31 protein-coding genes and 2 pseudogenes are annotated in these 25,160 nt (G+C 63.2%); 10 read left to right on the top strand and 23 right to left on the bottom strand.

Annotation, left to right across the window (positions count from 1 at the left end):
• Positions 1-59: 59 nt before the first annotated feature.
• The 11 genes from mmsB to ytfQ form a co-directional block, all read right to left on the bottom strand.
• Positions 60-1,241 carry a multiple monosaccharide ABC transporter permease gene (mmsB, locus tag V1294_RS16980; RefSeq protein ID WP_334498743.1) on the bottom strand — a complete coding sequence of 394 codons (1,182 nt, stop codon included), beginning with the start codon at positions 1,239-1,241 and terminating at the stop codon, positions 60-62.
• A complete protein-coding gene (gene mmsA / locus V1294_RS16975; protein WP_334498740.1) occupies positions 1,238-2,800 on the bottom strand; it encodes a multiple monosaccharide ABC transporter ATP-binding protein in 1,563 nt (520 codons plus the stop codon). The genes mmsB and mmsA overlap by 4 nt, the downstream gene beginning before the upstream one ends.
• A gap of 89 nt (positions 2,801-2,889) precedes the next feature.
• Positions 2,890-3,963: a multiple monosaccharide ABC transporter substrate-binding protein gene (gene chvE / locus V1294_RS16970; protein ID WP_334498738.1), complete on the bottom strand. Its 1,074-nt coding sequence runs from the start codon at positions 3,961-3,963 to the stop codon at positions 2,890-2,892.
• Positions 3,964-4,075: 112 nt separating this feature from the next.
• Complete coding sequence (locus V1294_RS16965; RefSeq protein WP_334504674.1) at positions 4,076-4,960, bottom strand: SMP-30/gluconolactonase/LRE family protein; 885 nt, start codon at positions 4,958-4,960, stop codon at positions 4,076-4,078.
• A gap of 14 nt (positions 4,961-4,974) precedes the next feature.
• Entirely contained in the window at positions 4,975-6,114 is a 1,140-nt protein-coding gene (locus tag V1294_RS16960) for an aldose epimerase family protein (RefSeq protein ID WP_334498736.1), read from the bottom strand.
• On the bottom strand, positions 6,111-7,043 hold the full coding sequence (locus V1294_RS16955) for a Gfo/Idh/MocA family protein (protein ID WP_334498734.1): 933 nt from the start codon (positions 7,041-7,043) through the stop codon (positions 6,111-6,113). The genes V1294_RS16960 and V1294_RS16955 overlap by 4 nt, the downstream gene beginning before the upstream one ends.
• Complete coding sequence (locus V1294_RS16950) at positions 7,040-7,819, bottom strand: FadR/GntR family transcriptional regulator (RefSeq protein WP_334481955.1); 780 nt, start codon at positions 7,817-7,819, stop codon at positions 7,040-7,042. Before V1294_RS16950 ends, V1294_RS16955 begins: the two co-directional genes overlap by 4 nt.
• Positions 7,816-8,799 carry a galactofuranose ABC transporter, permease protein YjfF gene (yjfF, locus tag V1294_RS16945; RefSeq protein WP_334498732.1) on the bottom strand — a complete coding sequence of 328 codons (984 nt, stop codon included), beginning with the start codon at positions 8,797-8,799 and terminating at the stop codon, positions 7,816-7,818. The genes V1294_RS16950 and yjfF overlap by 4 nt, the downstream gene beginning before the upstream one ends.
• Complete coding sequence (locus V1294_RS16940; RefSeq protein WP_334489795.1) at positions 8,796-9,791, bottom strand: ABC transporter permease; 996 nt, start codon at positions 9,789-9,791, stop codon at positions 8,796-8,798. The genes yjfF and V1294_RS16940 overlap by 4 nt, the downstream gene beginning before the upstream one ends.
• Positions 9,791-11,335, bottom strand: coding sequence for a sugar ABC transporter ATP-binding protein (locus tag V1294_RS16935; RefSeq protein WP_334481959.1), 1,545 nt, complete (start codon positions 11,333-11,335; stop codon positions 9,791-9,793). Before V1294_RS16935 ends, V1294_RS16940 begins: the two co-directional genes overlap by 1 nt.
• 133 nt (positions 11,336-11,468) lie before the next feature.
• Complete coding sequence (ytfQ, locus tag V1294_RS16930; RefSeq protein ID WP_334481960.1) at positions 11,469-12,434, bottom strand: galactofuranose ABC transporter, galactofuranose-binding protein YtfQ; 966 nt, start codon at positions 12,432-12,434, stop codon at positions 11,469-11,471.
• Between the two features lie 239 nt (positions 12,435-12,673).
• On the opposite strand from ytfQ, the gene garD reads away from it, so the two are divergent.
• Positions 12,674-14,209, top strand: a complete 1,536-nt coding sequence (gene garD, locus V1294_RS16925) for a galactarate dehydratase (protein WP_334498731.1) — start codon at positions 12,674-12,676, stop codon at positions 14,207-14,209.
• A gap of 62 nt (positions 14,210-14,271) precedes the next feature.
• Here the strand turns inward: garD and V1294_RS16920 are convergent, their stop codons facing one another.
• Positions 14,272-14,727, bottom strand: a complete 456-nt coding sequence (locus tag V1294_RS16920; protein ID WP_334481963.1) for a host attachment family protein — start codon at positions 14,725-14,727, stop codon at positions 14,272-14,274.
• A gap of 212 nt (positions 14,728-14,939) precedes the next feature.
• On the opposite strand from V1294_RS16920, the gene V1294_RS16915 reads away from it, so the two are divergent.
• The 4 genes from V1294_RS16915 to V1294_RS16900 all read left to right on the top strand — a co-directional run bounded on the left by V1294_RS16915 (position 14,940) and on the right by V1294_RS16900 (position 16,913).
• Positions 14,940-15,266 carry a hypothetical protein gene (locus V1294_RS16915; protein WP_334481964.1) on the top strand — a complete coding sequence of 109 codons (327 nt, stop codon included), beginning with the start codon at positions 14,940-14,942 and terminating at the stop codon, positions 15,264-15,266.
• Between the two features lie 152 nt (positions 15,267-15,418).
• Positions 15,419-15,850 (top strand): CBS domain-containing protein, encoded by a 432-nt coding sequence (locus tag V1294_RS16910; RefSeq protein ID WP_334481965.1) that lies wholly within the window; start codon positions 15,419-15,421, stop codon positions 15,848-15,850.
• 34 nt (positions 15,851-15,884) lie between these two features.
• A complete protein-coding gene (locus V1294_RS16905) occupies positions 15,885-16,649 on the top strand; it encodes an SDR family NAD(P)-dependent oxidoreductase (RefSeq protein WP_334498730.1) in 765 nt (254 codons plus the stop codon).
• A 108-nt stretch (positions 16,650-16,757) separates the two neighbouring features.
• Positions 16,758-16,913: a hypothetical protein gene (locus V1294_RS16900; RefSeq protein ID WP_334498729.1), complete on the top strand. Its 156-nt coding sequence runs from the start codon at positions 16,758-16,760 to the stop codon at positions 16,911-16,913.
• Between the two features lie 5 nt (positions 16,914-16,918).
• Here the strand turns inward: V1294_RS16900 and V1294_RS16895 are convergent, their stop codons facing one another.
• Both V1294_RS16895 and V1294_RS16890 read right to left on the bottom strand, forming a co-directional pair.
• Entirely contained in the window at positions 16,919-17,128 is a 210-nt protein-coding gene (locus tag V1294_RS16895; RefSeq protein ID WP_334481969.1) for a DUF6496 domain-containing protein, read from the bottom strand.
• Between the two features lie 95 nt (positions 17,129-17,223).
• Positions 17,224-17,529, bottom strand: a pseudogene (locus V1294_RS16890) (DUF4142 domain-containing protein); the annotation flags it as partial.
• Between V1294_RS16890 and V1294_RS16885 the strand changes: the two are divergent.
• Positions 17,452-18,021: pseudogene (locus tag V1294_RS16885) on the top strand (SDR family NAD(P)-dependent oxidoreductase); the annotation flags it as partial. The pseudogenes V1294_RS16890 and V1294_RS16885 sit on opposite strands and share 78 nt — an antisense overlap.
• 70 nt (positions 18,022-18,091) lie before the next feature.
• Here V1294_RS16885 and V1294_RS16880 read toward each other — a convergent pair.
• The 4 genes from V1294_RS16880 to V1294_RS16865 form a co-directional block, all read right to left on the bottom strand.
• A complete protein-coding gene (locus tag V1294_RS16880) occupies positions 18,092-18,688 on the bottom strand; it encodes an NUDIX domain-containing protein (RefSeq protein ID WP_334498728.1) in 597 nt (198 codons plus the stop codon).
• Between the two features lie 730 nt (positions 18,689-19,418).
• Complete coding sequence (locus V1294_RS16875) at positions 19,419-19,655, bottom strand: hypothetical protein (protein ID WP_334498727.1); 237 nt, start codon at positions 19,653-19,655, stop codon at positions 19,419-19,421.
• 91 nt (positions 19,656-19,746) lie between these two features.
• On the bottom strand, positions 19,747-19,917 hold the full coding sequence (locus V1294_RS16870; RefSeq protein ID WP_334481973.1) for a hypothetical protein: 171 nt from the start codon (positions 19,915-19,917) through the stop codon (positions 19,747-19,749).
• A 29-nt stretch (positions 19,918-19,946) separates the two neighbouring features.
• The gene (locus tag V1294_RS16865; protein ID WP_190241665.1) at positions 19,947-20,105 is read right to left on the bottom strand and encodes a hypothetical protein; all 159 of its coding nucleotides are present in this window, start codon (positions 20,103-20,105) and stop codon (positions 19,947-19,949) included.
• A gap of 164 nt (positions 20,106-20,269) precedes the next feature.
• Here V1294_RS16865 and V1294_RS16860 point away from each other — a divergent pair, with 164 nt between their 5' ends.
• Together V1294_RS16860 and V1294_RS16855 are read left to right on the top strand one after the other, a co-directional pair.
• A complete protein-coding gene (locus V1294_RS16860) occupies positions 20,270-20,464 on the top strand; it encodes a hypothetical protein (RefSeq protein WP_334481974.1) in 195 nt (64 codons plus the stop codon).
• Between the two features lie 134 nt (positions 20,465-20,598).
• Entirely contained in the window at positions 20,599-20,826 is a 228-nt protein-coding gene (locus tag V1294_RS16855) for a hypothetical protein (RefSeq protein ID WP_334481976.1), read from the top strand.
• Positions 20,827-21,042: 216 nt separating this feature from the next.
• Here V1294_RS16855 and V1294_RS16850 read toward each other — a convergent pair whose 3' ends face one another.
• Positions 21,043-21,192 carry a hypothetical protein gene (locus V1294_RS16850; RefSeq protein ID WP_334498724.1) on the bottom strand — a complete coding sequence of 50 codons (150 nt, stop codon included), beginning with the start codon at positions 21,190-21,192 and terminating at the stop codon, positions 21,043-21,045.
• 266 nt (positions 21,193-21,458) lie between these two features.
• On the opposite strand from V1294_RS16850, the gene V1294_RS16845 reads away from it, so the two are divergent.
• Positions 21,459-21,686: a hypothetical protein gene (locus V1294_RS16845; RefSeq protein ID WP_334481979.1), complete on the top strand. Its 228-nt coding sequence runs from the start codon at positions 21,459-21,461 to the stop codon at positions 21,684-21,686.
• Between the two features lie 247 nt (positions 21,687-21,933).
• Positions 21,934-22,149: a hypothetical protein gene (locus V1294_RS16840; RefSeq protein WP_334481980.1), complete on the top strand. Its 216-nt coding sequence runs from the start codon at positions 21,934-21,936 to the stop codon at positions 22,147-22,149.
• A 33-nt stretch (positions 22,150-22,182) separates the two neighbouring features.
• Here V1294_RS16840 and V1294_RS16835 read toward each other — a convergent pair whose 3' ends face one another.
• The 4 genes from V1294_RS16835 to V1294_RS16820 are packed head-to-tail and all read right to left on the bottom strand — an operon-like array spanning position 22,183 to position 25,127.
• Complete coding sequence (locus tag V1294_RS16835) at positions 22,183-23,508, bottom strand: c-type cytochrome (RefSeq protein WP_442895346.1); 1,326 nt, start codon at positions 23,506-23,508, stop codon at positions 22,183-22,185.
• Positions 23,509-23,520: 12 nt separating this feature from the next.
• On the bottom strand, positions 23,521-23,907 hold the full coding sequence (locus tag V1294_RS16830) for a DUF971 domain-containing protein (RefSeq protein ID WP_334481984.1): 387 nt from the start codon (positions 23,905-23,907) through the stop codon (positions 23,521-23,523).
• 8 nt (positions 23,908-23,915) lie between these two features.
• Positions 23,916-24,071 (bottom strand): hypothetical protein, encoded by a 156-nt coding sequence (locus V1294_RS16825; protein WP_334481985.1) that lies wholly within the window; start codon positions 24,069-24,071, stop codon positions 23,916-23,918.
• Between the two features lie 30 nt (positions 24,072-24,101).
• On the bottom strand, positions 24,102-25,127 hold the full coding sequence (locus V1294_RS16820; protein ID WP_334498719.1) for a formate dehydrogenase subunit gamma: 1,026 nt from the start codon (positions 25,125-25,127) through the stop codon (positions 24,102-24,104).
• Positions 25,128-25,160 lie beyond the last annotated feature (33 nt).

Raw genomic sequence — 25,160 nt, 5'->3', positions numbered from 1 at the left:
AGGTAGGATTGGAGCACCAAATGGCCCGTCTTCACGGCCCAACCTGAGCTCATCCTGCCCTATCGCCTTTGGTTGTAGACGTCGAGGCACACGGCGCCGAGCAGCACCAGCCCCTTGATCACCTGCTGGTAGTCGATGCCGATGCCGAGGATGGACATGCCGTTGTTCATGACCCCCATGATCATGGCCCCGATCACCGCGCCGCCGACCCGGCCGACGCCGCCATAGGCGGACGCGCCGCCGATAAAGCAGGCCGCGATGACGTCGAGCTCGAAGCCGGCTCCCGCCTTCGGCGTCGCCGTATTGAGCCGCGCGGCGAACACCAGTCCGGCCAATGCGGCCAGCACTCCCATGTTGACGAACGTCAGAAACGTCAGCCGTTCGGTCTTGATGCCGGACAGGCTCGCGGCCCTGGCGTTGCCGCCGATGGCATAGATATGACGGCCAATCACGGTGCGCGTGGTGACGAAAGCGTAGAGCCCGATCAGCGCCGTCATGATCACCAGCACGTTGGGCAGGCCGCGATGCGAGGCGATCAGGCCGGCGAAGAACACGATCACGGCGAACAGCACCGCGCTCTTGGCGACGAAGAAGCCAAAGGGTTCCACGTCGATACCGTGCGACGCCTGCCGCGCCCGGCTCTTGGCGCTGGTGTAAACCAGGGCCACCGCCAATATCGCACCGATCAACAGCGAGGTCGGATAAAGCGTGCCGGCGCCGGGAAACAGTTCGGGGATGAAGCCTGAGGACAGCTTCTGGAAGGTCGGCGGAAACGGCCCGACCGACTGGCCCGCCAGGATCGCGAGCGCAAGGCCCTTGAACACCAGCATGCCGGCCAGCGTGACGATAAAGGACGGGATCTTGAAATAGGCAACCCAATAGCCCTGTGCAGCGCCGATCGCCGCGCCGACGAGCAGGCAGGCAAGGAAGGCCAGCGGATAGGCCACGTGATAGCGCACCATCAGCACCGCGGCGACGGCGCCGACGAAGCCCGCGACCGAGCCCACCGACAGGTCGATATGCCCGGTGACGATGATCAGCAGCATGCCGAGCGCCATGATCACGATGTAGCTGTTCTGCAGCACCAGATTGGTCAGGTTCAGCGGCTGCAGCAGCGTGCCGTCGGTCATGACCTGGAAGAACAGCATGATCGCAAACAGCGACAGCAGCATGCCGTAGTTGCGCAGATTGTTCTTGATGAAGCCGGTGTGCCCGGGCAGCGCAACCGCCTTGTCGGTCATGGCCGCAAATCTCCCTGAAGTACCTTCTTGTGTATTTCCTTGTTGCGCATGATGGCCCGCATGATCCTTTCCTGGGTGGCCTCGGCGGCCGCGAATTCGCCGACAAAGGCGCCGTCATTCATCACGCAGATGCGGTCGCAAACCCCGAGCAGTTCCGGCATCTCCGACGAGATCATCACCACCCCCTTGCCGGCCTCGGCAAGCTCGTTGATGATACAATAGATTTCGTACTTTGCCCCGACATCGATGCCGCGCGTAGGCTCGTCGAGGATCAATACTTTCGGATCGGTCATCAGCCATTTCGACAGCACGACTTTCTGCTGATTGCCACCGGAGAGCTGGCCGGTCTCCTGATAGACATCGGAACACCTGATCCGCATCCGGTTGCGGTATTCGCTCGCAACGCGCAATTCGGACATGTCATCGATCATGCCTTGCCGCGCCACGCGGTCGAGGCTTGCCAGCGTGATGTTTTTGCGGACGTCGCTGTCCAGGATCAGGCCGAGTTGCTTGCGGTCCTCGGTGACGTAAGCAAGCCCGGCATCGATCGCCGCCGCCACGCTCGACAGGTTGACTTCCCTGCCATCGAGCCAGACGCGGCCGCTGATGCGATCTCCCCAGGCGCGGCCGAACAGGCTCATGGCGAATTCGGTGCGGCCGGCGCCCATCAATCCGGCGATCCCGACCACCTCGCCGCGCCGGACCTCGAAATCGACTTCCTTGATCACCCGGCGTTCGCGGTGTTGTGGGTGGTACACCGTCCAGTCCTGCACGGCGAAGACCGGTTCGCCGATCGCGGCCGTGCGTTGCGGAAAGCGATGGGCCAGGTCGCGATCGACCATGCTGCGGATGATACGGTCCTCTTCCACCGGCTCGGCCCGGCAATCGATGCTGTCGACGGTGCGGCCATCGCGTAGCACCGTGATCCGGTCGGCGACGCGGGCGACCTCCGACAATTTGTGCGAGATCAGGATCGAGGCGATGCCCTGCGCGCGGAACGCAAGCAGACGATCCAATAGCGCCGCGCTGTCGTTCTCATTCAGGCTGGCGGTCGGCTCGTCGAGGATCAATAGTCGCACCCGCTTGGACAAGGCCTTGGCGATTTCGACCAGTTGCTGCTTGCCGACGCCAAGGTCCGTCACCAGCGTATCGGGCATCTCGGTGAGGCCGACCTGGGCGAGCAGTTCCTGGGTCCGGCGATAGACCGTGTCGCGGTCGATCACGCCAAGACGGGACGGCGGATGCGACAGGAAGATGTTCTCCGCAATCGACATCAGCGGAATCAGCGCCAGCTCCTGGTGGATGATGATGATGCCGAGCGCTTCGGAATCATTGACGTCACGAAAGCGCCGCTCCTCGCCGTCGAAGATGATGCTGCCTTCATAATCGCCATGGGGGTAGACGCCGCTGAGAACCTTCATCAGGGTCGACTTGCCGGCGCCGTTCTCGCCGACCAGCGCATGGATCTGGCCCGCCTCAACCGTGAAGTTGACGTCGCGCAGGGCCTGAACGCCGGAAAAGCTCTTGCTCACGCCGCGCATTTCGAGAATTGCGGTCATCGCGCCATCACGTCCATTATCTGTTTATCTCGCTGCGGTCGCACACAGGCAGGTGGCGGCGCCGGTAATCGCCGGCGCCGCCGTCCCGCTCAGTCGAACTGCGCACGCTTGTAGTAGCCGCCGTCGATCAGCACCTTCTCCCAGTTGCTCTTGTCGACGACGACAGGCTTCAGGAGATAGGACGGTACCACCTTGACACCGTTGTTGTAGGTCTTGGTGTCGTTGACGGTCACTTCCTTGCCGCTGAGCGAGGCGTCCACCATGTCGGCGGTGACGCGGGCGAGATCGCGGGTGTCCTTGAAGATGGTCGAATACTGCTCGCCGCGCTGCATCGACTTGATCGACGGCACCTCGGCATCCTGGCCGCTGACGACAGGCATCGGCATGTTGCCGCTGCCATAGCCGACGCCCTTCAGCGAAGAGAGAATGCCGATGGACAGGCCATCATAGGGAGAGAGCACGGCATCGACCCGCTTGCGGCCATAGAACGCGCTCAGGAGGTTGTCCATGCGGGCCTGGGCGGTGGCGCCGTCCCAGCGCAAGGTCGAGACCTTGTCCATGCCCTTCTGGCCGCTGCCGATCACCAGCTTGCCGCTGTCGATATAGGGTTGCAGCACCGACATCGAGCCGTTGTAGAAGAAGTAGGCGTTGTTATCGTCCGGCGAGCCGCCGAACAATTCGATGTTGAAGGGCCCCTTGCCTTCCTTCAGCCCGAGCCCCTGCTCGATCGACTGCGCCTGCAGCACGCCGACCTGGAAATTGTCGAACGTGGCGTAGTAATCGACGTTGGGCGTGTCGCGGATCAACCGATCATAGGCGATAACCGTGATCCCCTTGGCCTTGGCCTGCTTCAGCACGTCCGACAGCGTGGTGCCGTCGATCGCCGCGATCACCAGCACCTTGGCGCCCTTGGTCACCATGTTCTCGACCTGAGAGAGCTGGTTCGGAATGTCGTCCTCGGCGTATTGCAAATCGGTGCCGTAGCCGCGCTCCTTCAGGATTTTCACGATGTTGTTGCCATCGTCGATCCAGCGTGCCGAGGATTTTGTCGGCATGGCGATGCCGACCGTTCCCTTGCTCTGGGCGAAAGCGCCGGTCACCGCCGTTGCGGCCACGGTTGCTGCCAGCGCCAGGGCCGACAATGTCGTCTTCAGACTAGTCATGCTTCACTCCCTTGATATCGAGGATCTATGGTTCCTGGATTGTCGGACCGCTGAATGCGGTTCTTGAAACTCAGTCGTTCTCGCGCATTTGTGTGCGCCTCGTCTTCCTCCATCAACCTGTTGCAAGTTTTACGTCCGGTTCAGGGCGGCCACGCGCTGCTACATCGAGCACGAAGGTGCGGCCATGATCGGGATCGGCGCGCTTCGCGTCCTCCGCCATCCCCTGCCAGGCCGAGGTAACGAGCAGGCGTGAGAAATCTGGCCCGACAAAGGCAGGACAACTCGACTGCCGCGCCGGAACGCGGAGCGTGCGCAGATGCTCGCCTTGCGGGCTGTAGACATCGATGCAGCCGCCGCCCCAGCGCGCATTCCAGATCAGCCCGTCGGCATCGACCACCGCGCCGTCGATGCCGCCGCCACCTCGCCGGGTGATCAGCGCGACCGGCGCGCCGCGCGGCAGGCCGGTCGCCGCATCGAGGTCGACGCGGAGCAGCATGTTCTTCCCGGTGTCGGCGAAATAGCCGATCGTCCCGTCCGGCGAGAAGCAGATCGCGTTCGGGATCGTGATGCTCTCATAGAGACACGACAGCTCGCCGCGATGCAGCGCATAGATGGCGCCCAGTTCCCGCTCGGCCTGGCGCCCCATGGTGCCGATCCAGAAGGTGCCGGACGGATGAACCCGCGCATCGTTCGAACGCGTCGCCGCATTGTCGGCTTCCAGCGGACAGTACAGCGTCATCCGACCATCGGCCGCATCGCGGACATAGAGGCCGTCATCGGCAACGAGGAGCTGGCGGTGCGCATCGATCCGCCCAAGCGCACTGCCCATCACGTCGAGCGAATGGATCGTGATCCGGCCGGTATCGAGCCGCGCCTCGAACAGCCGGCATTCGACGATGTCGAACCACCAGGCCGTATCGGTGGCGGCGTCGTAGGTCGGTCCCTCGCCAAGATGGCACCGCTCGCTACAGAGAACGGTCGTCGGCACCTCTTCCATCGTGCGATCGCCGATCATTGCCCGCCCCCTCCAGGCAACTCTACCTCGGATTGTGTCCCGATTGCGCCCCCGTTTGCATGCGTGAAGCGGTACAGCGTGGTGTGGCGATAGACCTCGCCCGGCGAAAGCCGTGCGGTCGGGAAGTCGGGCCGGTTCGGCGTATCGGGCCAGGCGTGCGGCTCAAGGCACATGGCGTCCGACTGCCGATAGAGGCGGCCGCCCTTTCCGGCGGTGGAGCCGTCGAGAAAGTTTCCGGAATAGACCTGCAGCCCGGGCTGGTTGGTGAACAGTTCGAGCACGCGGCCGGACGCGGGCTCCGCGAGCCGCGCAGCGAAGCGAGGCTCGCCGTTGGCCGGCGCGAGGCAGAAATTATGGTCATAGCCGCGGCCCACTCGCAGTTGCGGATGGTCGTTGCGGATCCGCGCGCCAACCTCGACGCCTGCCCGGAAGTCGAACGGCGTATCCGTTACCGCACTGGGCGGCTGCGGCAGCGGGATCGCGCCGGCATCAATGGCGAGGAAATGATCTGCCGCCACGGTGAGGCGATGATCGAGAATATTCCGGCCCGACCGCGCACCGGCCAGATTGAAAAAGCTGTGATTGGTGAGATTGACCACGGTGGGGCGATCGGTCCGCGCCGTCATGTCGAGCATAAGGTCCATCGGCCCGGCAAGACGCCAGGTCACCTCCACTTCCAGCGCGCCGGGATATCCTTCCTCGCCATGAGCGCTGGTGTAGGCAAGCGTCACGGCCGGATGATCTCCATCTTCGATCGCGACAATCCGCCAGTTGCGGCGATCGAAGCCCTCCAGCCCGCCATGTAACGCATTGGCACCGTTATTTGCCGCGAGTTGCACCTTGGCGCCGTCGAGCCTGAAGCGCGCGCCGGCGATGCGATTGGCATAGCGTCCGACGGTTGCGCCGAAGAACTGCCGCCGGGCGAGATATCCCTCGAACGTGTCATGACCGAGCACGATGTCGTCGCGGCGACCGGCGGTATCCGGCACCAACAATGCCTGCAGCGATGCGCCATAGGTCATGATGCGCGCTTCCAGTCCGTCAGCCGCTTGCAGCGTAACGCGTTCGACTTCGGTGCCGTCGGGCAGCAGCCCGAAGGTGGAACGCGCGACGTGAGGATTCGAAGACACGTTCATGTCGCCTCCTCGAAGGGCTCGACCGTGCGGCGTCGCCCCAGCAGGAACGCGTCGGCAACGAGCTGGAGCGGCGCGAGATCGACATCGGACTCGCCGGTGGCGGCGAGTTCGCGGAAGCGGCGGTAGAGCCCGACATATTCGGCTTCGGCGGCATCGACGAGTTGCTTGCCCCCTGCCCGCAACCTCGCCCCACCCATGGACAGGGTGACCGGGCCGCCGTCGGTGTCGAGATCAATGTCCCAGCTCTGCGGGCCGGTCTGCAGGAAGTCGAACTCGGCTGTGATCTTCAGTCCCTGCGCATCGCTGAGCGCGAGCGTGGCGGCGATCGGCGCGTCGCGATTGGCGGGGAATGCGAGATCGGCCGACGTCACGAACAAGGGCTGCGGCAGAATGCGCGTCAGGATCGAAAGCGCGTTGATGCCGGGGTCGAACACACCGAGCCCGCCCGGCTCAAAGATCCAGACCTGCCCCGGATGCCAGACCCGCACGTCTTCCTTCCAGGTAATTTTGACTGATGTGGCCTTCCGGCGGGCCAGCAACTGCCGCGCCGGCTCGACCGCCGGCGCGAAGCGCGAGTGCCACGTGGCGAACAGCGTGCGTTGTGCTGCCCTTGCGGCGGTCACGAGCGGAGTGATTTCAGCGACTGTTGCCCCCGGCGGCTTTTCCAGCATCACATGCTTGCCGGCGGCAAGCGCCATCGCCGCCTGCGCGTGGCGAACCTGCGGCGGGGTACACAGCGCCACCGCGTCGATCGGCGGACCGTCGCGCAACAATTCATCGAGCGTCGCCGCATGCGGTACGCCGGGAAGCGAGGCGTTGCGGCTGGCGACTGCAACGACTTCCACGCCGTCAGCCGCGGCAATCGCCGGCACGTGCTGGTCGCGTGCGATCTTGCCGAAGCCGACGATGGCGACGCGAAGCGGGTTCATGATTGCTCTCCGGACTCGACTGCCGCTGATGTCGCAGGTGCGGCTCCGGACGATGCCGGACCACCCTCATGCCGACGCAATCCATTATGGATCACCTCGATCATAGCGGCCGTGGCTGCCTCGGCATCGCCGCTCTCGATCGCATCGACAATGCGCTGGTGCCACAACAGCACCGTCTCGCGGTCCTGCGTTTCGACCGGCGCGCTGAGCAGAAACGAGGCGCGCAACGCCGCCTCGATGACGTTGCCGATCGAGCGCATGAACAAATTGCCGGAGGCGTTGGCCACGGCCAGGTGCAGGGCAAGATCGCCGTCGGCAAAACCCACCGAGTCGGAAGCCTCGCGCCGCATCCGCGCCATGCTCCGGTGCAATTCGGCGATGTCGGCCTCCGAGCGGCGGCCAGCCGCGAGCGCGGCGGCGCGCGGCTCGACGGCGAGCCTAATCTCGGCGAGATCGTTGAGAAAGCGGCGGTCGATGCCAGCATCGAGATGCCAGGCCAGCACATCGGCGTCGAACATGTTCCAGGCGCCGCGCTCGCGCACGACGGTGCCGACCCGCGCCTTGGTGGTGAGCAGCCCCTTGGCGACCAACGTTTTCACGCTCTCGCGCAACACCGGCCGCGATACGCCGAACATCGCCGTGAGTTCGACATCGCCCGGCAGGCGGCCACCTTCGGCGTAACGGCCGGCGATGATGTCGACGCCGATGCTGCGGGCAACCTCGGCGTGGTTGGAATGCGCGCGCCGCGTCGGGATGACGACAAGCCGGGACGTCATGATTTGAGGACTCCTGCCTTACGAGGGCCGGCGCGGCGGGCGATGCCCAGCATGGCCTGCTGCAGGGCGATGAACGCGAAAAGAAGAACACCGGTCACGATCTTGGTCCACCAGCTCGACAAGGTTCCATCGAAATTGATGTAGGTCTGGATCAGGCCCTGGATCAGCACGCCGAGCAACGTGCCGACCACCGACCCCTGGCCGCCGGTCAGCAAGGTACCGCCGATCACCACAGCCGCGATGGAATCCAGTTCGACGCCGACGGCCGACAGGGAATAGCCCGCTGCGGTGTAGAAGGAGAACACAATGCCGGCGAGCCCGGCAAGGACGCTCGACAGCATGTAGATGCGCACCGTCATGGACCCGACCGGAATGCCCATCAGGGCCGTGGTCGCGCGGCTGCCGCCGAGCGCATAGACGTTGGCCCCGAAGCGGGTGAAATGCAGCAGCACGGCGCCCGCCGCGACCACCGCCAGCATGATGAGGGCGATGGCCGTGAGCCGGCCGCCCCCGGGCAGCCGCAACGCAAAATCCGACACCGTCGAATAGAGCGGCGCTGATATCGGCGTCGATTCCGTCGACATCAGGAAGCTGGCGCCGCGGGCGAGGAACATGCCCGCCAGCGTGACGATGAACGGCGGCATATCGAAGAAGTGGATGATGGCGCCCATGGCCGCGCCAAAGGCGGCGCACAATAGCAGGATCGCGGCGAAGGCGACGAGCGGCGGCACGCCGAGCCGCTCGATCGCCAGCGCGACGAACACGGTGGTGAAGCCGATCACCGACCCGACCGACAGGTCGATCCCGCCGGAAATGATCACAAAGGTCATACCGGCGGCGACGATGCCGAGGAAGGCGTTGTCGGTCAGCAGATTGGCGGCCACGCGGGTGGACGCGAAATTGGGAAATTGCACCGTGCAGAGCGCAAATCCGACGACGAAAACCATCGCCGTGATCGCCACCGGCGGCAGACCCCTCATTGGCGGGCCCTCCCCAGCACGGCCCCGGCGTTGGCGAAGCGCGGCGACTGCAGCAGCAGGACGATCAGCACCACGGCCGCTTTCACCACCAGATTGAACTCCGGCGGATAGCCCGACAGCAGGATGCCGGTGTTCATGGCCTGGATGATCAGCGCGCCGACCATCGCCAGCACCAAACTGAAGCGCCCGCCGAACAGCGAGGTGCCGCCGATCACCACCGCAAGGATAGCGTCGAGTTCGAGCCAGAGCCCGGCATTGTTGGCGTCCGCGCCCATGATGTCGGCGGCGGCGATGACGCCGGCGAGCGCCGCGCACAGGCCGCACCAGACATAGACCGCGAGGATCATGCCGCGCGTGCCGATCCCGGCCAGTTCGCTCGCCTTTGCATTGCCGCCGGTCGCCTCGATCAACAGGCCGAGCGCCGAGCCACGGACCACCGCGCCGGTGACGATCAGCATGCCGAGCACGACCACCACCGGCGCCGGCACGCCGAGCACGGCGCCGTTGCCGAGCCAGACCAGATCGGGCGCGGTGAAGGTGACGATGCGGCCCTCGGTAATGAGCTGCGCAACGCCCCGGCCGGCCACCATCAGGATCAAGGTGGCGACGATCGGCTGGATGCCGAGCACGGCAACGAGAAAGCCGTTCCACAGCCCGCACAGCAGCCCGGCGCCGAGGGCAGCGGCAAGCGCCAGCGGCAGGCCGTGGGCATCGGCAAGGCTCGCGGCAATGGCACCTGATATCGCCATCACCGCGCCCACCGATAGATCAATGCCCCGCGTCGCGATAACCAGCACCATGCCCAAAGCAAGCAGCGCGACCGGCGCGCCGCGGTTCAGGACGTCGATCAGGCTGCCGAACAGCCGGCCGTCCTGCATCCGCAGATCGAAGAATTGCGGTGAGACGGCGCGGTCGACCGCAAGGATCACCAGCAAGGCGATGATCTGGGCGAGGCCACGGCTTTGCAGCAGTCTTTGTAGAAGTCTTGGCATCATGGCTGCCCGGCTTCCGCACCGGCAGTGCCGGCGACAGCGATCGCTGCCAGAATATTGGAGACGTCGATGGCTTCCCCTTCCAGCTCATCGACATGGGCGCGGTCGCGCAGCACGATCACCCGGTCCGAATAGGTCACGATCTCATCGAGCTCGGACGAAATCACCAGCAGCGCCAGGCCGTCATCGCACAATTCGCGGATCAGGCGAATGATCTCCGCGTGGGCGCCGACATCGATGCCGCGGGTCGGCTCGTCGAGCACCAGAACGCGCGGCGCGGTGGCGAGCCAGCGGGCGAGCAGCACCTTCTGCTGGTTACCGCCGGACAACAATCCGATCGGCCGCTCCGGTTCCGGCGGGCGGATGTCGAGCAGCCTGATGAACCGCATCGCAATCTCGTCCTGCTCGGCGCGCGACAGCGGTTTTGCGAGACCGCGCTTGGCCTGCAGCGCCAGCACGATGTTTTCGCGCACGGTCAGGTCAGCAATGATGCCTTCGGTCTTGCGCTCTTCGGGGCAATAGCCGAAGCCATGGGCGACCGCGTCGCGCGGCGATTGCAGCCGGACCGGCTTGCCTTCGACGGTGGCGCTGCCGCTATCGGCCCGCTCGGCGCCGAACACCAGCCGCGCGGTTTCGGTGCGCCCCGATCCGAGCAGGCCGGCGAGGCCAACCACCTCGCCGCGGCGAAGCGCGAGATTGAACGGCGCGACATAGCCGGCCTTGCCATAACCCTCGAAGCGCGCGCAGACCTCCCCCATTTGCCGCGCCTGCGTCGCCGCGCGTTCACTGGTCGTCTCGGCGAGTTCGCGGCCGAGCATCATGCGGATCAATTCGATCCGCGGCAGTTCGGTAGTCGTCCGCTCACCGATCAGCCGGCCATTGCGCAGGACCGTGATGCGGTCGCAGATCTCATAGACCTGATCGAGAAAGTGCGTGACGAAGACGACCCCGATGCCGCGCCGCGCGAGCTTGCGCATGACCGCGAAGAGGATCTCGACCTCATGGCGATCGAGGCTCGCGGTCGGCTCGTCGAGGATCAGCACGCGCGCCGACTGGTCGACGGCGCGCGCGATGGCGGCGATATGCTGCACCGCGACCGAATAATTTCCGAGCGGCTCGGCGACATCGATATGCAGGTCGAACTCCGCAAGCAGTTCGGTGGCGCGGCGCCGCATCTCGCCCTCGCGCACCAGGCCGAACCGCGTCGGCTGCCTGCCGAGATAGAGGTTTTGCGCCACCGACAAGTTCAGCAGCAGATTGACCTCCTGGTAGACGGTCGCGATCCCCGCATCGACCGCTGCCTTGGCCGAGCGCGGCGCAACCTCCACTCCGCCGAGCCTGACGATGCCAGCATCGCGCGGGAACACGCCGGTCACGGCCTTGATCAAAGTGGACTTGCCCGCGCCGTTCTCGCCGAGCAGCGCGTGAATTTCGCCGGCCCGCAAGGTGAAATCCACCTCCTGCAGGGCGCGCAGCGTGCCAAAGCTTTTGCTTAAGGCCCGCACTTCCAGCAGGGCCGAGCCATGATCGGAACTTGCAGTCATGCCGGCATCACTCCCACCGACGCTCGCGTCAACGCGAACGCCCGGCATGTTCGCCTCATGCGGCGGATTCGTCGAGAAAGCTTTTGCCGCCGGGCCGGGGCTGGCTTGAGCCCGGCGGCGTAGCGCCGGCCGATCAGTAGCCGAGGCCCTTCTTGCTGTCATAGATCTTTTGCGGATCATCGGCAGCCGTGTAGAGCTTCGACTCCGTCTGGATCCACTTCGGCGGCACCGTTCCCTTTGCCTTGAAGGCCATGACGGCGTCCAGCGCCGGACCCGCCATGTTCGGCGTCAGCTCCACGGTGGCGTTGGCCTCGCCGGCCGCGATTGCCTTGAAGATATCAGGCACTGCATCGATCGACACCGTCAGGACGTCCTTGCCCGGCTTGAGGCCGGCCTCCTTCATCGCCTGGATCGCACCGACCATCATGTCGTCGTTGTGGGCATAGACGGCGCAAATCGTCTTGCCGCCGCCTTCGGCCTTGATGAAGCTTTCCATCACTTCCTTGCCCTTGGCGCGGGTGAAGTCGCCGGTCTGGCTGCGCACCACCTTGAGATTGGCGTTCTTGGCGACGACGCTGTCAAAGCCCTTCTTGCGGTTGGTGGCGACGCTCGCGCCGACCGTGCCCTGCAACTCGACGACGTTGCATGCCTTCCCGCCCACGGTCTTTGCCAGCCATTCGCCGGCGACGGCACCTTCGTGCACGCTGTCCGAGGTGACGGCGGTGAGATAAAGCTCCTTGCCCGACGGATCGATGTCGCGATCGAGCAGCACAACCGGAATCTTGGCTTCCTTGGCCTCCTTCAACACCGCGTCCCAACCGCTCGACACGACAGGCGCGAGGAAGATGGCGTCAACGCCCTGGGCGATGAAGGAACGGATCGCCTTGATCTGGTTTTCCTGCTTCTGCTGGGCGTCGGCGATCTTGAGCGTGACTTTGCGCTTGGTGGCCTCGGTTTTTGAGACAGAGGTTTCCGCCGCCCGCCAGCCGGATTCGGATCCGATCTGGGAAAAGCCGACGGTAAGCTCAGCGGCTGTTGCCGGAAGCGCGAGGGTAATGGCGACCAGCGCGGTGGCCGCAAGGAGGGCTTTGGAGGTCATGAGGCGCATTCTCCCAAATGTTGTTCAGGGTGCATGCCCGAATTCGGTATCACGGCACCGTTTAAGCTGTCCATTGACGGCAGCGCGGGCAATATTTCACGGAAGATCGGCCCTGACTAGTAATATTATTTGACTATTGAGTTCTCTAGACGCCTCACACCCGCGGTTTGACCTTGATTGCCTCGATCATGCCGCGCAGCTACGCGTTGCCTGATGCCGCCCGTGAACAAGGATTCGACATGCAGCCCGTCACCGCGAAACCGCTCTACATCCGCATGCACGCGGACGATAACGTTGCGATCGTCGCGAACCGCGGAGGCCTGCACCCGGGCGCTGAGTTCGCGTGCGGCTTGCGGTTGGTCGAGCAGATTCCGCAGGGCCACAAGGTTGCCCTCGCCGACATTGTAGAAGGCGACGCCATTCGCCGCTACGGCGAGGTCATCGGCCGTGCCGCAGCGCCGATCGCCCGCGGCAGCTGGGTCAAGGAATCGCTGGTGCAGATGCCCGACGCGCCGTCGTTCGACAATCTGCCGCAGCCGAACGGCGGCGCGATCAAGCTGCCGCCGCTGGAAGGCTACACGTTCGAAGGCTATCGCAATGCCGACGGTTCGGTCGGCACCCGCAACATCCTCGCGATCTCGACCAGCGTGCAATGCGTCGCCGGCACGGTCGAGTTCGCGCTGGACCGGATTCGCAAGGAGCTGTTGCCGAAATATCCCAACGTCGACGACGTGGTGGCGGTCACGCATGCCTATGGCTGCGGAGTCGCGATCAACGCGCCGGGTGCTGCGGTCCCGATCCGCACGCTGCAGAACCTCGCCCGCAATCCCAATTTCGGCGGCGAGGTGATGATCGTTGGGCTGGGTTGCGAGAAGCTGCAGCCCGAGCTGTTGCTGCCTGATGGCATGAGCGCCGACGACGACATCATGCGCATGCAGGACGAAGGCCTCACCGGCTTCGGCGAAATTGTCGAGGACATCGTGCAGATGGCCGATGCGCGCCTGCAGATATTGAACCGGCGCCGCCGCGAAACCTGCCCGGCGTCGGCGTTGGTGGTCGGCATGCAATGCGGCGGCAGCGATGCGTTCTCGGGTGTGACCGCCAATCCGGCGCTGGGTTTTGCCGCGGATCTTCTGGTGCGCGCCGGCGCCACCGTGATGTTTTCCGAAGTCACCGAGGTGCGCGACGCCATCCATTTGCTGACGCCGCGCGCGGCGAACCAGGACGTTGCGGACGCCCTGGTGCGCGAGATGGCCTGGTATGACCGCTATCTCGCCGGCGGCGAGGCCGACCGCAGCGCCAACACGACGCCGGGCAACAAGAAGGGCGGCCTCTCCAACATCGTCGAGAAGGCGATGGGCTCTGTGATCAAATCCGGCACCAGCCCGATCGCGGGCGTGCTCGCGCCGGGTGAGCGGGTCAGCCAAAAAGGGCTGATTTTTGCGGCCACGCCAGCCAGCGATTTTGTCTGCGGTACACTGCAACTGGCCTCGGGCATGACGCTGCATGTCTTCACCACCGGCCGCGGCACGCCCTACGGGCTTGCCGCCGTGCCGGTCATCAAGGTCTCGACGCGCAGTGAGTTGAAGCAACGCTGGCACGATTTGATCGACGTTGACGCCGGCAGTATCGCGACCGGTGACGCAACGATCGAGGATGTCGGCTGGGAACTCTTCCGTCTCATGCTTGACGTGGCAAGCGGCCGCGAGACCTGGGCCGAACACTGGAATCTCACCAACTCGCTTGCGCTGTTCAATCCGGGCCCGGTGACATAACGACGGCTCGGCGCCCCATCGTCGGAATGGGCTGCAAGCGCCACGGCCCAGCCGATACGTGGCTAGGCCGCGACCAACCTTTCGATCTGCGGGATCGGATGCGACGTCAATTCCTTTGGAATCTCGCCCACGATCTTGTCCGTCACCTCGGCACGAAATGCCTTGCGCAAATTGCCGAGAATCTTCGCCGGCGCGATGACGATGAGCTTGTCGAAACGATTGTCGTGGGCATGACGGTAGAGCGCTTCCGCGATCTCTCCGGCGAACCGCTCCTTTGCGATGTGGTGCCAGTCGACCTCCTCTACCGCGCTTCGCGCCGTACCGACGCTCGAAACGGAGCGCCCCGGACGATCGGTGCCCTGCTCGCGCGTTGCCGGATTATCCTGCTCCAGGATATGCTCGACTTCGAGCTTGACCTGCTGCGCGGTGCCTTTGTTGCGCAGAAAGAGAGCCTTCTGGCCGTCGCCGATCAGAACGAGTGCATTGTGGGAGATGACCGGGGTAGACTCATTTGTCATTACTTGATGCCTCCATGTGGGCCAACGCATGAGTAGCCGCGTGGTTGCCTCTGCGACGACGGCGCCCCGGTCACCGACCATGATCCGCACCTCAACACCGCCTGCTCCCGCGCGCACGAATGGAACTCCGGTCTCATTGCTTCCCCGCGACGGAACCAAAGCGGGTGCGATGCTTTGAGGGCCGAGGGCAGCATTCGAGCAAGGAGGAACTTATGAGGAAGATCGCAATCGGCCTGCTGGCCGGCGCGGGCGCGCTCCTGGCCGGCAGCGCAAATGCGTCTGACATCTACACCAGCAGCGAATATAGCAACTCCGACCTGATACAGCAGGTTCGTATGGTCTGTGACGATAACGGACGCTGCTATCGCACCCGCGGCAGCAGCCGCACGGTCGTCCGCGATTCATACGCTTATGCGCCGCGCGAGCGATATATCGAGCATCGACGCTACCGTGACTGGGATGATGGGCCGCGAGCCGGCGTCGGCATTCGCGCACCTGGCGTAAGCGTGGGCGTCGGCGTCGACAACGATCGCTGGTAGGCGGACGAAGAGAAACGGGTCGGTGAGAGACTTCAGCTCAGTCTGAAGTCTCTCCGCCCGCGTCGGAAATATTTCATTTTCCTTTCAGGAACGGCGGGCGGCGGCGCCTGTTAGCGGATGAAGCAACGGACAAAGCAAAAGGAGAGGCTCCTATGAAAGTTTCCGATGCGATGACACCTGAAGTACAGCTCTGCACTCCCGATGACACGTTAAAGGACGCCGCGCAGGCGATGGCGGCGCTCGGCGTCGGGTTGCTGCCGGTGACCGATAACGAGCGCCTGGTCGGCATGATCTCCGACCGCGATATCGCGATCCGCGGGATCGGCATGGGCCGAGGCCCGGAGGGACGGGTCGGCGACGTGATGACCGCCGACGTCAAATATTGCTACGAGGATCAGGACCTTGACGAGGTGAGCGCGAACATGGGCGACATCCAGGTCCGCCGCCTGCCAGTGCTCAATCGCAACAAGCGGCTCGTCGGCATCATTGCGCTGGGCGACATCGCGCTGGTCCAGAGCGGCAATGGCACGGGCGCGGCATTGAGTGAAATTTCACGGCCTGGCGGGCAGCATACACAAGTTTGATCTGTGCAATGCCCCTGTTGTGACATGAGCGAGCATGAAGCGCTTTGAGGGAAAGGTCGTCATCGTAACCGGGGCGGCCTCCGGCATTGGCGAAGCCACCGCGCGGCGCTTTTCGTCCGAAGGCGCATGCGTCGCGCTGGTGGATCGCAACGAATTGCCGCTGGCCGATGTCTCGAAAGATCTGCCGGCGCAGTTCACCCTGTCTCACCTCGCCGACGTCTCGGATAGCGAAGCCGTCGACGCCATGGTGACGACGGTGGTGAAGCGATTTGGGCGGCTGGACGTCCTGGTCAACAATGCCGGCGTCTATGAGGGCGGCGACTTGGCTGAAATCACCAACGAGCAGTGGCGCAAGGTGATGGCGACCGATCTTGACGGCGTCTTCTTCGGTTGCCGCGCGGCCCTCCCCCATCTTGAGAAGACGTCAGGCTCGATCGTCAATACGGCCTCGGTATCCGGAACCGGCGGCGACTGGGCGACCAGCCCCTACAACGCCGCCAAGGGCGCCGTCGTGAACCTGACGCGGTCGCTGGCGCTGGACCTCGGCAAGAAAGGCGTTCGGGTAAATTCCGTCTGTCCCAGCCTGACCCGGACCGGCCTGACGGCCGATATGATGCAGGACGAGGAACTGCTCGCGAAGTTCCGGGAGCGGATTCCGCTCGGGCGGGTTTGCGAGCCGCATGAAGTCGCCGCCGTCATTGCGTTTCTCGCCAGCGATGACGCAAGCTTCGTCACGGGGGCAAATGTAGCCGTGGACGGCGGCGTTTCTGCTTCCAACGGTCAGCCGCCGCTGGCGTAGCGACGCCTCCTACGCTTTTTTCACGAGGTCCCAGGAACATCGTTCAGCCGCTCGCCGTTCTAATGCTCATCATGCGGACAGGGGACGCCGACGGAGCGGTGAAGACCGATGGCACCCAAACGCACGTTCCCTCGAAACCACAAAATCTTCCCGTCCCGAAATTCCGAGCGCTATCGATTTCGCGCGCTCGATGATTTCGGAGATGAACTACTTGACGACTGGATGGTGGGCTATCCGGCCGCCGATCTGACCCGGTCGGACTGAGCCCTTCAGGATTTCTTCCTCGAACGCTTCTTGGGCACCTTGGCGCCCTTCTTTCGGGCTTCGGACAGGCCGATCGCGATCGCCTGCTTTCTGCTTTTTACCTTCTTGCCGGATCGGCCACTCTTCAGCGTGCCTGACTTGCGCTTCTTCATGGCGCGGCCGACCTTCTTCGCCGCACCCTTTGAATATCTGCGCTTCTTTGCTTTCTTCGCCATCTTACCGCTCCTCAGCGTTCAAGCGTTCGCGCCGGCACGGCGCCGCCAGCACTCCCGCGCGATTCGTGTCAGACTCGCCGCCAAGGCCGCGCCTTCTAGTGCCTTCCGATCGTCTTCCCCGCCGCCAGATCCTGCGCCATCTCGAGATGGTGGCGCAGCATCGGAAGCATTTTGTCCGCCCACTCCTTCAGTTTCGGATGGTCGCCGCCCTTGGCGTAACGCTCGAACAGCGATATTGCGTCCTTGTGATCGCTGACCTGATTGATGTTATAGCGGGAGCTGAAGTCGGCGCCCTTCAGCGACTTCAACTTGTCGATCTTGCTCTGGTGCGAGCTATCGAGCTCAGTCGGCAGCGCCATTTTCAACTCGCCGCCCGAAACCATGGACTTCAAATCGAAACTTCTTACAAGGGCAGCGGCCGGCTCAACGGCAAGAAGGCGGTCATCACAGGAGGGGATAGCGGTATCGGCCGCGCGGTCGCCATTGCGTTCGCCAGGGAGGGAGCCGACGTCCTGATCTCCTATCTCGAGGAGCACGACGACGCGCGGGAGACCGAACGGCTGGTGACGGAAACCTGCAGAAAGGCGGTTCTGGTTTCGGGCGACATCCAGCGCCCTGATCATTGCCGGGCCGTCATTGCCAAAGCCGTATCGGAGTTCGGCGGCATCGATATCCTCGTCAACAACGCGGCGCATCAAGCCAGCTTCAAGTCGATCGATGACATCAGCGACGAGGAATGGGAACTGACTTTCAAGGTCAATATTCACGCGATGTTCTATCTCACCAAGGCCGCCGTAGCTCACATGAAGCCTGGAAGCTGCATCATAAATACCGCATCGATCAATTCGGATGCGCCCAATCCCATCCTGCGTATCCGGCGCGACAATCGCGGTTACCGGCGGAAAGCCGTTCCTGTAGCGGACAAAGGCCCGCCGAACACAGCACAGCCGGTGCTGGTTGGGGTTAGCCACGAGCCGCAGCCTGCATGCGACTGCTCAAATACTGAATGAGAACCACCGTCTTTGCGTCAACAATTTCGCCGTTCGCGATCATCGCGGCAGCTTCCTCCAACGTGGTCTCGACCACGTCGATATCTTCCCCCTCCTCCTTCAGCCCGCCACCACCGGAAACCCTGTCGGCCGGCGAATAGGCGCACGTAAAGAAGGAAATCTTTTCCATGATGGCGGCGGGACTCACATAGAGCTCGAACAATCGCTGCACATTCGTGATGCGGTAACCAAGCTCCTCCTGCATCTCCTTCACAATGCGCTGCTCGGCTTCTTCGCCGTCGAGCTTGCCGGCGCACGCCTCCACGGTTCGCTCGATGCCATCCTGCAAAAATACCGGCAAGCGCAATTGCCTGGTGAGCAGCACGGTTCTGCGTTCGGAATCATAGGGAAGAACGACGGCCGAGTTGCCGTTGTCGTAAATCTCGCGCTTGCGACGTTGCTGCTCGCCGTCGCGCCTGTGCTGTTCGTAGCTTACGCTGACCAGCTTGCCCTTGTTGTGGGCAATGATCTCGACGTCGCATATGTGCACGGTCTCGCCACTCGTCTTCATGGACTTTAAACGTCGCTGGTCAGACTTTGGTCCCTGTCATTTTGTTGCTCATGGCAAGGACCAGCGCCGCCATCCATAAACCGGAACGCGCCCTCCTCATCCGCGTTGGTTCGAACGACGGAGGTCACTATGGTCCTGAACGCGCATACCGATCCGATGACGGAAGAGCAGAGGAAGGAACTCAAGCGTCTCTGCGACGCGTCCGGGCGCCAGCATATGATCGAAGAAACTTTGGCGGAAAGCCGCGGAGCAACACCAAGGCCTGACGCATCGAAGCTAGCTGGCCGGCACCTCACATCGAGACGGCACTGCCGCGTCGCTGCGCGTAACAGGCGAATGCCGTTGCTCCCGCAAGCAAACGGCATTCGCTAAGCGCTTAACGACCGCCCGGTTGCGGTCCAGCATTGTTGTTGGTACCGGGTCCGACATTACCCATGCTGGAAGGACTGCTACTGGACTTCATTTTGCCGGTAGCCGTCCCCGTCGTCGTTCCCTTTTTCATGTTCGTGTGCTTGGTCGTGCTCTTGGTCGCGCCTTGGCCTTGGCCGACCTTTTGATCGCTTGACGCACCAGGGGCCGGCTGAGCTTGTGCGAACACGCTCCCAGTCGACAGTAACAGAGCGCATGCGCAAGCCAGGATAGTTTTCTTCATAGGGGAACTCCTTTGATTGAAGCGATTCTTCAACCAGCGTTCACGCAAAGGGTTCCGACGCAAACAGCTGAACGGCCATCACGCCGAGGCGAGCACCGGCTGATGGGACTGCTGCCGCCTGAATTGCTGATAGGCCGAGATTGCCTTGTTGGCCAGCATCAACCGCCGCCGCTCGCCGCGGCGCACCATCAACTCTATCGTGTCGCTGAGGAAACGGCCGGCCACCATCGCATCGCCCAACTCCCCCGTACGCGCGAGATAGTCCCAGGCGATCTCAATCGAACTCTCTATCAGCAGCGGTAGCGGTTCCGTCATGTCTACGTCCAACCATTTTTGGGAGAACGTCCGGCGGCAATCTCTGTTCCTGATTCGGCCTGTTGGCCGAAGGCACACCCCGTGGAAAACTTCACGGTCCTCCTGCAACGGCGCCTGCGATCACCATCGTCAGATCGTCCAAATCGATCTTGCCCTTGACGATGAGGTCTTCGGAGTCGTCGATACTAAGCGACTGCGGATCATTCGCCGCCTGCCTTTTCAGCTCTGCGACGATCGCCTCCTTCAGTTTCTCTTCAAGCATCCGCGATATCTCCATCCATCGCGCCGCGGCTAATGGGTGTTGGTCTCATGCCACTTTTCCAGATCGGGCTTTGACGGTCCCGGCCGTTGCTCCTTCTCCGGATTGCCTTTCCACGGCTTGTCGGTCTGCTTGTGCGATCCCCAGTCCGTCCGGTCACGCGGGTCATCGGTGGGCTTTTCCTTGCTCATGGGGCACCTCCAGAATTGGAAGCGATGAGCCCGCGATTTGGTTCCTGCCGAATCGACCCCTCGACTGGACCAGGCTGCCATCCAGGATTGGATATCCACTTAACTTTGGTTCCAACGTCCGGCACCGAACAGACGGCTGATGTTCCCGCTCCTAGTGTTTTCGAATGGACAAGAAGAAATCCGAGATTCGGTCCAAGCAGGATCTGCAAATCGAGGCGCTGGCGGCGCTGGAGCAAGCGCGGGCCATGCCTCACGGTCGTGCGCGAAGCGAAGCGCTGAAGCGCGCGGGTATTCTTCAGAACGCCGCTGACATGCAGGGATTGCTCTTCGCCAAACGTGGACGTCCACCGAAAACCTGATCCAATCCTTCGAACAGGATTGTTGCGGGCACAGCCGCGCGCGTAGCCGCACGCAAGCGTCCGCCGCCGGGTGAACCATCGGAACCGGGAAACGTGTTTCAACGTTGCTCTCCCCCGATAGCAAGGAGGCAACGATGGGATTGGCCGAATACATGATCGTTTCCAAGCCGGAAGGCTGGACGGTTCTCCACGACGGGACTGCGCCGCACAACTACGACACAAAGGAAGCGGCGTTCGAAGCGGCCGTCGCGGCTGCGTCGCTGGCGATCCGCCAGGGCCACGAGGTCCATGTCAGCGTCCCCGGTCGCGACGCCGGCAACAAGACCGCGCTCGGCGCCAAGGATTCCCAAAGCGTGCCGTGATACGCAATACGCGCGCCGCGGGGCTACAAACCTGCGTGCTGAAATCGGCTCGGCGCGATGCGCTCGCAGATTTCGTCGAACGCGGCTTGCATCGCCGTTGCGGTTTCAGGATTGCCTTTCAGGAATTCGGTTTCAGGGTTGAATTTGTTCTTGCACCCGATTCACGGAGCTACCGGGTGCACTAATCGTCGAACAGGGTATCGGATTTTCGGCGCCTCAGCCCTGATTCTGTCTATACCGTTCACGAACGATTTCACCTCCGGCCCGCGTCGCAGCCCTGTTGCGATAATGATAGCTCAGGGTGCCATAGATGAGCGCGATAAGAAGTACCAGCGCTCCGAGGAAATACAGGGCTTCGAGTCCCATCGCATTCTCCCATACTCATCTAGTGTGCCTGACTACGGTTTCATTTCGTCGTGGCCATCCGCTTGCACAGTCGGCGATTGCCTCCACATCCGCAAATGGCTCAAGGATGCGGTAGCTATCTTCGTCTGGAATCAATCGGGCATGGCACCTGCGGTTCCACTCGATGCTTCAATTTAGCTGCTCTGCTGGCCGAACCGAGAGGGAACCCTGGTCGCCAACTCGCGTTTTTCGAGCGTGCCGATCAATGAACGTCGGAGAAAATTTTCATGGGCGATTTCAGGGACATTCAGCACGGCGTCAACGATCCCGTTGATGGCGTCGACGTGAAGCGAAGATTCAACGACAACCAGACGCCCCACGAACGCGCCCAGTCCGCGGCAGACGTCCGCTCCAGCGCCCTTCCCGCGTCGGACGAGGAGTTTCTGCCGGAAGCGCTGAGGCGCCGGCCGACGGGTCCGCTCAATCCACGGACTGGCCGCCATCCCACCCCGTAGGCAGAATCAATTTCACGCGCAATTCGCGCGGACAACGCAGACGTATCAAGTGGCGGCACGCAGTGAACGCGTAGAGATTCAATTCAACTTATAGTGGTGGCGCCGCCCCTTATGCGTTCGTGTGGAACCGGCTCACATTGCCGAAAACAAGATCGTGATAGGTGACGCAGGCCACATTCGCGCGTGGCCGTTGGCCGTAATGCGGATGGTGCAAGCCACACTGCATATCGAACCAACGGAGTTTTCCATGAAGCGTCTGTTGATTTCCGGATTCGTGGCAGTCGCCCTGCTCGCTGTCGCCACCACATTTCGTTCGCATTCAATCATTTCCGCCGAGCGCCCCACCGTGACCACAGGCGTGGCGTTGTCGAAGAAATCTCCGGCCGCCGCGGGCGTAACCAGACTTCCGATCGAGGACTTCGAAGATATGTCGCTGGTCTTTTCGGCTCCAGCGAAGCATTGACGAAGCCGGGATAGTCGCCGCCGAGGATCGGCCCTATCGCTTGGTAGCCCGCTCGAGAAATTGCACGAGCGCGGCGCGGTCCTGCTCCGAACCGATGCGCTGCTCCGGCATCTTGGTGCCGGGCGTGTAGGCCTGCGGCCCGATCTCGAACAGTTTGGAAACCGTCTCCGGTGTCCAGACGATATCGAGGTGCTTGAGCGCTTCGGAAAAATTGTAGCCCGGTGCCGTGGCGATGCGCCGGCCGAAGATGCCGGCGAGCGTCGGGCCTGCCCTGTTGGCTTGGTCCGAGCCAAGCGTATGGCAGGCGACACAGGCACGAAAGATTTCCGCGCCGCGATCGCCGGCATAGGCGGCGAGCGGATCTCCCGCCGTCTCCAGCAGAATCGGATCGATCGGCTCACCCGTCGCCGCGTTCCAGCGCCGGATGATATTGTCCGCGCCGCCCGTGAGCAACGCGCGGCTGTCGGGCAGGAATGCCACTGACCAGACCGGCAGGCCCGGACCGACCAGAGTGCGCGCCAGCGTGCGCGTCTTGCGATCGATTACGCCCACCGATCCACCGATGCCCGCCGCGGCAACCAGCGCACCGTCAGGCGAGATCGCAATCGAGATCACCGGCCTTGGCCCTGCCGCAACCTCGCCGGCACGCGCCCCGCCAGCGGTCAGGAAGTAGACCTTGCCGTCCGCGCCGCCGACCGCGATTTCACCATCGGTGCCGGTGGCTACGGCGTTGAGCGGGGTCGGCATCGGAACGACCGTCGGCGTTTGCGCTCCCGACAGCGGCCAGATGCGAACGCTGAGGTCGTAGCTGACGCTGACCAGGGCGCGGCCATCGGCGGTAAACGCCACGCCGTTGACGTTCTGCGTGTGCTCATCGAGCACGCGCGGCGCGCCGCCTGCGAGCGGCCAGAGTCGCACCGTGTGGTCCCATGAGGCGGACGCGAGCGTAGCGCCATCGGGCGATGCCGCCAGCGCGACGATCGGCGCCGTGTGGCCTTCCAGCACGATGTCGGGCTCGGTCTTGCCCAAAGTCCAGATTGCGATGCGGCCATCGGCGCCGGCGGTCGCCGCGCGCCCCTCGCCGAGCAGCGCGACTGCATTGACGGCGTCGGAATGGAACCGAAGCACCTGCTCGGCCGCATTGCGCGTCAGCGACCAGCGGATGGCCGTCGCATCGAAGCTGCCGGAGATCGCGACTTGCCCGTCGGCCGATATCGCCAGCGCCCGCACCGGCCCGCCATGCCCGCGCAGTTGCGCGAAGGCTGAGGTGGCTCCGATCGGCAGAGCGATCAACACGGCCAGGAGCGCCGATCTGCCTCTATTGCGACGTGGAGTTTGTGCCAAGACCCTGCGTACCATTCCCGTCGGCCCTCAACGCACGCCTGGCCTGTCGCGGTCGAGCCCCTTGGCCTGGAGGTCGTCGAGGTAGTCCTGAAAGCGCCGTTCGGCATTCACGCCGAGGTCGCGCAGGAACGCCCAGGAGTAGATACCGGTCGAGTGCATGTCGTCGAACCCGATTCTGATGGCATAATTGCCGACAGGATCGACGGAAAGAATGGTCACATTACGTTTGCCGCCGACCGTCTTGCGCTCGGCTTCGGAATGCCCCTGCACTTCGGCGGACGGGCTGGTTACCCGGAGCAACTCGGCGGGGAGATCGAAGGTACGGCCGTCGTCAAAAGCAACGCTCAACGTCCGGCGATCCTTCGGCAGGCGAATTTCGACCGGCCACGCCAGCGTGACGTCAGGCGCGCGCACCGCCGGCGTCAGCTCGAACCGACCAAATTGTGGCCGGGATCGCTTACCCTGGCGCCGCTCGTCGTAAAGGCGACGGAGCTTGGCTCCTGGATGGAGTTAAGCACCATCGCGACGCCGACGGCGGCAACCACAGCAAAAGCCACAGCCGCAATAAACACCTTCATGGCACTTCCTCACATTTGACTTGAGCCGGACTATTCGGCCGGCACTGCATGCGGCGTGCGGTCGGACGGCGCGCCAGCCTTTTTCTGTTCTTCCTCGACCCAGAGCGAGTGATGCTCCTTGGCCCAGTTGAGATCGACCTCGCCAGTCCCCATGGCGTCGAAAGCCCCCTCCATTCCGATGGAGCCGATATAGATATGCGCCAGCATGACAGCAATGAAGAGCATGGCGATCACGGCGTGGATCACGGTCCAGAACTGAAGCGCCGTCACAGTGGCCGCAAGGTAGGGGAATATCAGGAACCAGCCGGATACCGACATCAGCGCGCCGCCGATGATCACGATCCAGAAAATACCCTTCTGCCCGGCGTTAAAGCGCTTCGCCGGCGGATGCTTGCCGGCCGACAGGATGCCGCCACCCTGCTTGAACCATTCCAGATCGAGCTTGCCTGGAATGTTATCCTTGATCCAGATCAGGAACATGATGACGAGGCCGAGCATGAACGGGAACGCGAGATAGTTATGGGCGAATTTTGCGTAAGTCGACATGGTGGCGAAGACTTCGGGACCGAACAACGGCAGAATGAGCATGCGGCCGAAGCTGATGTTCAGGCCCGATAGCGCCAGCACAATGAAGCAGCTTGCCGTCAGCCAGTGGACGAAGCGCTCGAGGCCGGCGAAGCGCAGTATCTTCGCCCCGGAGAAACCATGCTCGACGCGGATTCGCCCGCGCACCATCAGGAAAATCGCCAGCAGGGCTACCATCCCGATGATGGCGACGCCGCCAATGATCGGCAACCTGCTGCGCTGGAAATCGCGCCAGTCGCGCCCGGCGGGCTGAATAAGGCTGGCAGCCCTCGCATCCGGAATGGTGATCCGGCCGGTGATCTTGTCGCCCCTCTGCAGCTCATTCAGGAGTTGGTCTTCCTGGACGGCTTCGGCCGTCGGCCTGAAGGAAAGCTGCGCGGCGGCGGGATAGGTAAGGACGAACAGCAGCGCGAACGCGGCGAACAAAGGCCTGAAGCCGGCGAGTTTTAGAATTGAAAGTGAGCCTGGCATTTGCACAACGCCCTTTCGGTTATCGGAATTACG

The organism is Bradyrhizobium sp. AZCC 1678 (genome assembly GCF_036924765.1).
GTDB classification, from domain to species: Bacteria; Pseudomonadota; Alphaproteobacteria; order Rhizobiales; family Xanthobacteraceae; genus Bradyrhizobium; species Bradyrhizobium algeriense.
The sequence above is the reverse complement of the archived record's forward strand: the minus strand, read 5'-3'. Positions and strand labels throughout refer to the sequence as shown.

Bases quoted from the DNA above. Each gene is read 5' to 3' on its own strand.
- mmsB (WP_334498743.1), bottom strand. From the start codon at position 1,241: ATGACCGACAAGGCGGTTGCGCTGCCCGGGCACACCGGCTTCATCAAG.
- mmsA (WP_334498740.1), bottom strand. From the start codon at position 2,800: ATGACCGCAATTCTCGAAATGCGCGGCGTGAGCAAGAGCTTTTCCGGC.
- chvE (WP_334498738.1), bottom strand. From the start codon at position 3,963: ATGACTAGTCTGAAGACGACATTGTCGGCCCTGGCGCTGGCAGCAACC.
- V1294_RS16965 (WP_334504674.1), bottom strand. From the start codon at position 4,960: ATGGAAGAGGTGCCGACGACCGTTCTCTGTAGCGAGCGGTGCCATCTT.
- V1294_RS16960 (WP_334498736.1), bottom strand. From the start codon at position 6,114: ATGAACGTGTCTTCGAATCCTCACGTCGCGCGTTCCACCTTCGGGCTG.
- V1294_RS16955 (WP_334498734.1), bottom strand. From the start codon at position 7,043: ATGAACCCGCTTCGCGTCGCCATCGTCGGCTTCGGCAAGATCGCACGC.
- V1294_RS16950 (WP_334481955.1), bottom strand. From the start codon at position 7,819: ATGACGTCCCGGCTTGTCGTCATCCCGACGCGGCGCGCGCATTCCAAC.
- yjfF (WP_334498732.1), bottom strand. From the start codon at position 8,799: ATGAGGGGTCTGCCGCCGGTGGCGATCACGGCGATGGTTTTCGTCGTC.
- V1294_RS16940 (WP_334489795.1), bottom strand. From the start codon at position 9,791: ATGCCAAGACTTCTACAAAGACTGCTGCAAAGCCGTGGCCTCGCCCAG.
- V1294_RS16935 (WP_334481959.1), bottom strand. From the start codon at position 11,335: ATGACTGCAAGTTCCGATCATGGCTCGGCCCTGCTGGAAGTGCGGGCC.
- ytfQ (WP_334481960.1), bottom strand. From the start codon at position 12,434: ATGACCTCCAAAGCCCTCCTTGCGGCCACCGCGCTGGTCGCCATTACC.
- garD (WP_334498731.1), top strand. From the start codon at position 12,674: ATGCAGCCCGTCACCGCGAAACCGCTCTACATCCGCATGCACGCGGAC.
- V1294_RS16920 (WP_334481963.1), bottom strand. From the start codon at position 14,727: ATGACAAATGAGTCTACCCCGGTCATCTCCCACAATGCACTCGTTCTG.
- V1294_RS16915 (WP_334481964.1), top strand. From the start codon at position 14,940: ATGAGGAAGATCGCAATCGGCCTGCTGGCCGGCGCGGGCGCGCTCCTG.
- V1294_RS16910 (WP_334481965.1), top strand. From the start codon at position 15,419: ATGAAAGTTTCCGATGCGATGACACCTGAAGTACAGCTCTGCACTCCC.
- V1294_RS16905 (WP_334498730.1), top strand. From the start codon at position 15,885: ATGAAGCGCTTTGAGGGAAAGGTCGTCATCGTAACCGGGGCGGCCTCC.
- V1294_RS16900 (WP_334498729.1), top strand. From the start codon at position 16,758: ATGGCACCCAAACGCACGTTCCCTCGAAACCACAAAATCTTCCCGTCC.
- V1294_RS16895 (WP_334481969.1), bottom strand. From the start codon at position 17,128: ATGGCGAAGAAAGCAAAGAAGCGCAGATATTCAAAGGGTGCGGCGAAG.
- V1294_RS16880 (WP_334498728.1), bottom strand. From the start codon at position 18,688: ATGAAGACGAGTGGCGAGACCGTGCACATATGCGACGTCGAGATCATT.
- V1294_RS16875 (WP_334498727.1), bottom strand. From the start codon at position 19,655: ATGACGGAACCGCTACCGCTGCTGATAGAGAGTTCGATTGAGATCGCC.
- V1294_RS16870 (WP_334481973.1), bottom strand. From the start codon at position 19,917: ATGCTTGAAGAGAAACTGAAGGAGGCGATCGTCGCAGAGCTGAAAAGG.
- V1294_RS16865 (WP_190241665.1), bottom strand. From the start codon at position 20,105: ATGAGCAAGGAAAAGCCCACCGATGACCCGCGTGACCGGACGGACTGG.
- V1294_RS16860 (WP_334481974.1), top strand. From the start codon at position 20,270: ATGGACAAGAAGAAATCCGAGATTCGGTCCAAGCAGGATCTGCAAATC.
- V1294_RS16855 (WP_334481976.1), top strand. From the start codon at position 20,599: ATGGGATTGGCCGAATACATGATCGTTTCCAAGCCGGAAGGCTGGACG.
- V1294_RS16850 (WP_334498724.1), bottom strand. From the start codon at position 21,192: ATGGGACTCGAAGCCCTGTATTTCCTCGGAGCGCTGGTACTTCTTATC.
- V1294_RS16845 (WP_334481979.1), top strand. From the start codon at position 21,459: ATGGGCGATTTCAGGGACATTCAGCACGGCGTCAACGATCCCGTTGAT.
- V1294_RS16840 (WP_334481980.1), top strand. From the start codon at position 21,934: ATGAAGCGTCTGTTGATTTCCGGATTCGTGGCAGTCGCCCTGCTCGCT.
- V1294_RS16835 (WP_442895346.1), bottom strand. From the start codon at position 23,508: ATGGTACGCAGGGTCTTGGCACAAACTCCACGTCGCAATAGAGGCAGA.
- V1294_RS16825 (WP_334481985.1), bottom strand. From the start codon at position 24,071: ATGAAGGTGTTTATTGCGGCTGTGGCTTTTGCTGTGGTTGCCGCCGTC.
- V1294_RS16820 (WP_334498719.1), bottom strand. From the start codon at position 25,127: ATGCCAGGCTCACTTTCAATTCTAAAACTCGCCGGCTTCAGGCCTTTG.